The sequence below is a fragment of the Carnobacterium sp. genome (genome assembly GCF_032094055.1).
Lineage (GTDB): Bacteria > Bacillota > Bacilli > Lactobacillales > Carnobacteriaceae > Carnobacterium_A.
Map to the genome: position 1 here is coordinate 30,943 of NZ_DAMDAK010000012.1, position 4,696 is coordinate 35,638.

Sequence of the window (4,696 nt, forward strand, 5' to 3'; positions counted from 1 at the left end):
AAAAGATCCTCAATTTCATATGAAATTGGGAAGCAAAAAGTTTAATAAATAACTAAATTAACGGCTTTAACAATTGTACCAACGAAAGCTACCCATAATTACAGCCTAATAAGCGTAATTATGGGTAACTTTTTGTTGTTTTTAGGATAAGCTGGTTATTTTTTGCATTGCTCAGCTTTATCCATATAACTACTAAGCTAATGAAGGAAATCAAAAGAGATCCAAAACCCATTATGAGCTGTAAAAGTTTTAATTAAAATGATAGTTTCTTTAAAATGCTCTTAAGAATACTGCTTAAACCGGGTGCATATATGATAAAATAAAGGCAACGATTTTTCAGGAAAAGAGGATACTTATGATTCGAGATATGAAGATGAAGGATGCAGAAGAAATCAGACGCATTAATGCGGAGTCTCTAGGATACGATGTTCCAATAGAAATTACTGAAAAACAAATGAAAAAACTAGTAGCCGATGATATACACCACATTCTTTTCGTTGCTGAAGAGGATGGGAAGGTTGCGGGATATGTACATGCAGAAGTATATGAAAGTTTGTACTCTGAACCCATGTTAAATATACTAGCTTTGGCGGTTGATCAAGACCATCAAAAAAAGGGCAATGGGAAACAATTAATGCAAGAGATTGAATTAGCAGCTAGTGAAAGAAACTTAGCTGGAATACGGTTAAATTCTGGAGAAACCAGACTCGGAGCTCATAAGTTTTATGAATCAATCGGTTATAGCTGTGACAAGACTCAAAAGAGGTTTTTAAAACTGTTTTCTTAAGTTAATATACGTGAAGCCGTTAAAAACAATTCCAAATGGATCAGTGAAAATAAAACCTTATTTAAGAAAGAAGGAGTTCGTTATGGCATTAGAAGAAAAAGACTTTATCATGCGTCAAGTCAAACAACTAGCAGAAGGTATGGGGAAATTTCTTGGTTTAGAATCAATCAAAGAAATCATTAATTATGATCAAGCAGAAGAAGACAGATTATCGGATGATGAAATTGAGACAATTATTTTAATGACTAATATCCAAGAAATTCAAAAAGATAAAAGGTTATCGAATGAGGAGATTTCAAAAGAATTAGGGATTACGGAGCAGGACTTAGAAGAGTTATACAATAGCGAACGTTTCGCTACACCTGTAGAACTTATAGAAATTCGTGATTTTGTTGAAAAAAATGGATTTTAGCGACAAGTTTTTTGGACCCTACCTGTAACTTATCTAAGCTGTTAACTCCTTTTCTAATGGAACTTTTTAATATCTAGTTAAAAAAGAGCTTTACATCTGACCGATCTAAAGCTCTTTTTCTATTCAGATTATCCTTAGCACTTTTTTTTTGTTGATTGAAAGTGTATAATAACCAAAGCTTACTAATTGTTTAATAAAAAATTGTTTAAGCAGGGGATAAGTGTAAAAGAAGCAGAGCTGTTTTTGCTTTTTATTTTTTGTTCTGCTGTCCCGTAATGAGAGGATTGAATTTGAATATGAAAGAAAACTTTTGGCGTGAATTGCCGCGGCCGTTTTTTATATTGGCACCAATGGAAGATGTGACCAGTGTTGTTTTTCGTCATGTAGTGAGTGAAGCAGCCAAACCGGATGTCTTTTTTACTGAATTTACCAATACCGTCAGTTATTGTCATCCAGAAGGACGCAATAGTGTACGCGGCCGTTTAACGTTTACAGAAGATGAACAGCCAATGGTCGCTCACATATGGGGAGACCAGCCCGAATACTTCAGAGAAATGAGTATCGGCATGGCGAAAGAAGGGTTTAGCGGAATTGATATTAATATGGGCTGTCCAGTTCCGAATGTAGCTGGAAAAGGAAAGGGCTCTGGTCTCATCCTTCGTTCAGAAGTTGCAGCTGATCTTATAGAAGCAGCCAAAGCAGGCGGATTGCCTGTAAGTGTAAAAACGAGATTAGGTTACAGCAGCTTAGACGAATGGTATGAGTGGATCACACATTTATTGAAGCAAGACATCGCTAATCTTTCCATTCACTTACGTACAAGAAAAGAAATGAGTAAAGTCGATGCTCATTGGGAAATGATTCCAGAAATCAAGAAACTTCGTGATGAAATAGCTCCAAATACCCTTTTGACGATTAATGGAGACATTCCTGATCGGCAAACAGGATTAAAACTCGTTGAACAATATGGTGTAGATGGAGTAATGATTGGACGGGGTATTTTTAAAAATCCATATGCTTTTGAAAAAGAGCCGAAAGAACACAGCAGCGAAGAATTGCTTGGTCTTTTAAGACTGCAGCTTGATCTCCATGATAAATATTCGAGAGAATTGGAGCCGCGTCCATTCAGACCGTTACGCCGCTTCTTCAAAATTTATGTTCGTGGTTTTCGCGGTGCAAGTGAATTAAGAAACCAATTAATGGATACTGAGTCGACCGATGAAGTACGGGCTTTGCTGGATAACTTTGTATATGAAGATGATAATGAAACAAATTTGGCTTCTGATGCCTTTCAGTTTAACTCTGAGGGCAGAATCTGAGTTAAAGTCTATTGATACTGAAAGAGTGTTTTTAAAGAAATAGAATACTGTATTTATGCTCCGCTAAAGTTAGACACACGTTAGGATAAGTTGTGTCGATGCTTAAGCGGAGATTTTTTGTGTTTTTCGAAAACGGGTAAAAGGCTATTGTTAGGCTTTGCAGTCAAAGGTATGGTACTATTTTTTCAAGGAAATACATAATTAACCAGAAGATGAAATTTTATGCTAAAACTACCATGAAAAGTAAAGAAGGTAAAAACTTAATCAACTAGAAGGAGGAACTATGGATAAAACAACTGAAAAAGCATTAATGCATAAGGTGAAGAAGTATAAAAAGTGGTACGAAGGGGTATTTGTTAATCCGATATATCGGATGGTAAACGATAAACCATACTATATGGCCGGATTTACTATGAAGAATCAACCCGTCGCATCGGCTTATTTGTCACCAATGGGAGAAGAGGATAAAGAAGAAGCTTACATTGCACAATCTTCATTATCGTTATTTGCTGATGTTAGCAACAACATTTTTAGTATTGGCGGAGATCATTTGAAGATAGACTCTGATTACTATATAAAACCTTTAGAAATTCCGGTAAATACAGATAATTTAAATGCGTTGGCAGGTCATGAAGCATACAAAAATCTGTGGGAAATGCAAAAGAAATTCAATAGCTTGGTTATCGATTTTCAAAATTATTATGATGCATTACTGGTAAGAGGAGAACTGACTGATCAAGATATTGAGAAAGGAATTGAAACAGCTAACTGGGTCAATTTGTATCAATTTGAAACCCTCAGCATTTTAGCAGAGCAAAATGAAGGGATTCGGGCTTATGCTGCTTATTTAGAAACAACGAAGGAATGGAAACAACTTTCACGTGATCAAAAGACATTTGTTAAGAAAATAGCTGGAGATGTAGTTGAATTGGAAAGCAATATCCATTCATTAGGGTTGATCGTTGACGAAGATGCTGAAAGAATGGTGGCGCTAAACCTTGAAAAAGCTAAACGTGATTTAGAAACGGGCATTGCCAAGCAAAAGCGCTACATACGTTTTCCAGTGTAAGGGATAAGATGAAAGTGATAATAAAACTGTTTAGCAGACCAGAAGTTTATATTTATGTTCAGGACATGCTGCTATTTTAAAGTGCTTTTGCAACCGCCAGTTGCGGATTTGCCAGCTAGAGATGGTGGGATGCAACCAAGCACTATGGTAAACTTAAAATAGAAAATAGGAGGTGGGTGTGATATCTTTTGGAGAAAAGCTACAAACCTTACGCAAAGCAAAAGGTATATCTCAAGATCAATTAGCCCTGCACTTAAATGTCTCCAGACAAGCGATATCTAAATGGAAATTAGGCTCTTCTTTACCAGAAGTAGAAAACATTATAGAAATAAGCCGATTTTTTGATACCTCAATAGACTATCTGTTGAAAGATGACCTGCAAGATAAAGAAGAGGCGGAAAACAAGGCAAAAAAGACTGGTGCTGCTTTATCTAGTTCTGTGCTGCTTAGGTTGTCTACTGCATTTATAGTAATTGGTTTACTCATTTCATTCAGTACTTGGTATGATCACCAAACCTCTGAAGCCATCGTAAATGGTATGATCGTGCAAATCGTCGGCGCGGTTCTTTACGGTATCGGAAAGATGTTAGCTAAACCGAACACCATTTTATTTATCCCTCTATTGAATATTCTATTAATGACACTTATACCAGCTTCTGTCTTAGCAAATTTACTATCTGGAGACCCCCTGGCACCTTATCCTACAGAGAAAAAGGCTATACTAACCTTTGTTTTCCTAGTCTTTGTCGTTTTGGGAATAAGCTACATTTTCATTGGGAATCGCAGAGTAAAGAAGGAGCAGGTATAGATCTATAATAGAAGCGAGTCCGTTTTTTCAGTAAATATTAGTAAGTGTTAGATAGAAAAAAAGGCCATCTAAAATTATTTTTGGATGGTCTTTTTTTCAAGAAAACAGGAAAAATAATTTTATTCTTCAAAGAAACTTTCTCGGTTCATTTTTGATAATCATCTGACGGCATCTTTTACAAAGTTGTCTCTTTGTTAATGCTCAATAAACTTGATCTTTTTTCGTTTTCATCAGCTTTCGATAGATATTAGAGATTATAAATGTCGACACAAAAAGAATAACGCCAACTACATTAAAAAGT

6 protein-coding genes are annotated in these 4,696 nt (G+C 35.8%); 5 read left to right on the forward strand and 1 reads right to left on the reverse strand.

Annotated features, from left to right (window positions below; genetic code table 11):
• Positions 1-118 precede the first annotated feature (118 nt).
• Positions 119-232, reverse strand: a complete 114-nt coding sequence (locus RT405_RS13470; RefSeq protein ID WP_396163162.1) for a hypothetical protein — start codon at positions 230-232, stop codon at positions 119-121.
• A gap of 123 nt (positions 233-355) precedes the next feature.
• On the opposite strand from RT405_RS13470, the gene RT405_RS03335 reads away from it, so the two are divergent.
• The 5 genes from RT405_RS03335 to RT405_RS03355 all read left to right on the forward strand — a co-directional run bounded on the left by RT405_RS03335 (position 356) and on the right by RT405_RS03355 (position 4,395).
• Positions 356-787 carry a GNAT family N-acetyltransferase gene (locus tag RT405_RS03335; protein WP_313467542.1) on the forward strand — a complete coding sequence of 144 codons (432 nt, stop codon included), beginning with the start codon at positions 356-358 and terminating at the stop codon, positions 785-787.
• Positions 788-869: 82 nt separating this feature from the next.
• Complete coding sequence (locus tag RT405_RS03340) at positions 870-1,199, forward strand: hypothetical protein (RefSeq protein ID WP_313467543.1); 330 nt, start codon at positions 870-872, stop codon at positions 1,197-1,199.
• Between the two features lie 296 nt (positions 1,200-1,495).
• Positions 1,496-2,518, forward strand: coding sequence for a tRNA-dihydrouridine synthase (locus RT405_RS03345; RefSeq protein WP_313467559.1), 1,023 nt, complete (start codon positions 1,496-1,498; stop codon positions 2,516-2,518).
• A 283-nt stretch (positions 2,519-2,801) separates the two neighbouring features.
• A complete protein-coding gene (locus tag RT405_RS03350; protein ID WP_313467544.1) occupies positions 2,802-3,587 on the forward strand; it encodes a hypothetical protein in 786 nt (261 codons plus the stop codon).
• Between the two features lie 178 nt (positions 3,588-3,765).
• Positions 3,766-4,395, forward strand: a complete 630-nt coding sequence (locus RT405_RS03355; protein ID WP_313467546.1) for a helix-turn-helix transcriptional regulator — start codon at positions 3,766-3,768, stop codon at positions 4,393-4,395.
• Positions 4,396-4,696: the final 301 nt, after the last annotated feature.

Bases quoted from the DNA above. Each gene is read 5' to 3' on its own strand.
- RT405_RS13470 (WP_396163162.1), bottom strand. From the start codon at position 232: ATGGGTTTTGGATCTCTTTTGATTTCCTTCATTAGCTTAGTAGTTATA.
- RT405_RS03335 (WP_313467542.1), top strand. From the start codon at position 356: ATGATTCGAGATATGAAGATGAAGGATGCAGAAGAAATCAGACGCATT.
- RT405_RS03340 (WP_313467543.1), top strand. From the start codon at position 870: ATGGCATTAGAAGAAAAAGACTTTATCATGCGTCAAGTCAAACAACTA.
- RT405_RS03345 (WP_313467559.1), top strand. From the start codon at position 1,496: ATGAAAGAAAACTTTTGGCGTGAATTGCCGCGGCCGTTTTTTATATTG.
- RT405_RS03350 (WP_313467544.1), top strand. From the start codon at position 2,802: ATGGATAAAACAACTGAAAAAGCATTAATGCATAAGGTGAAGAAGTAT.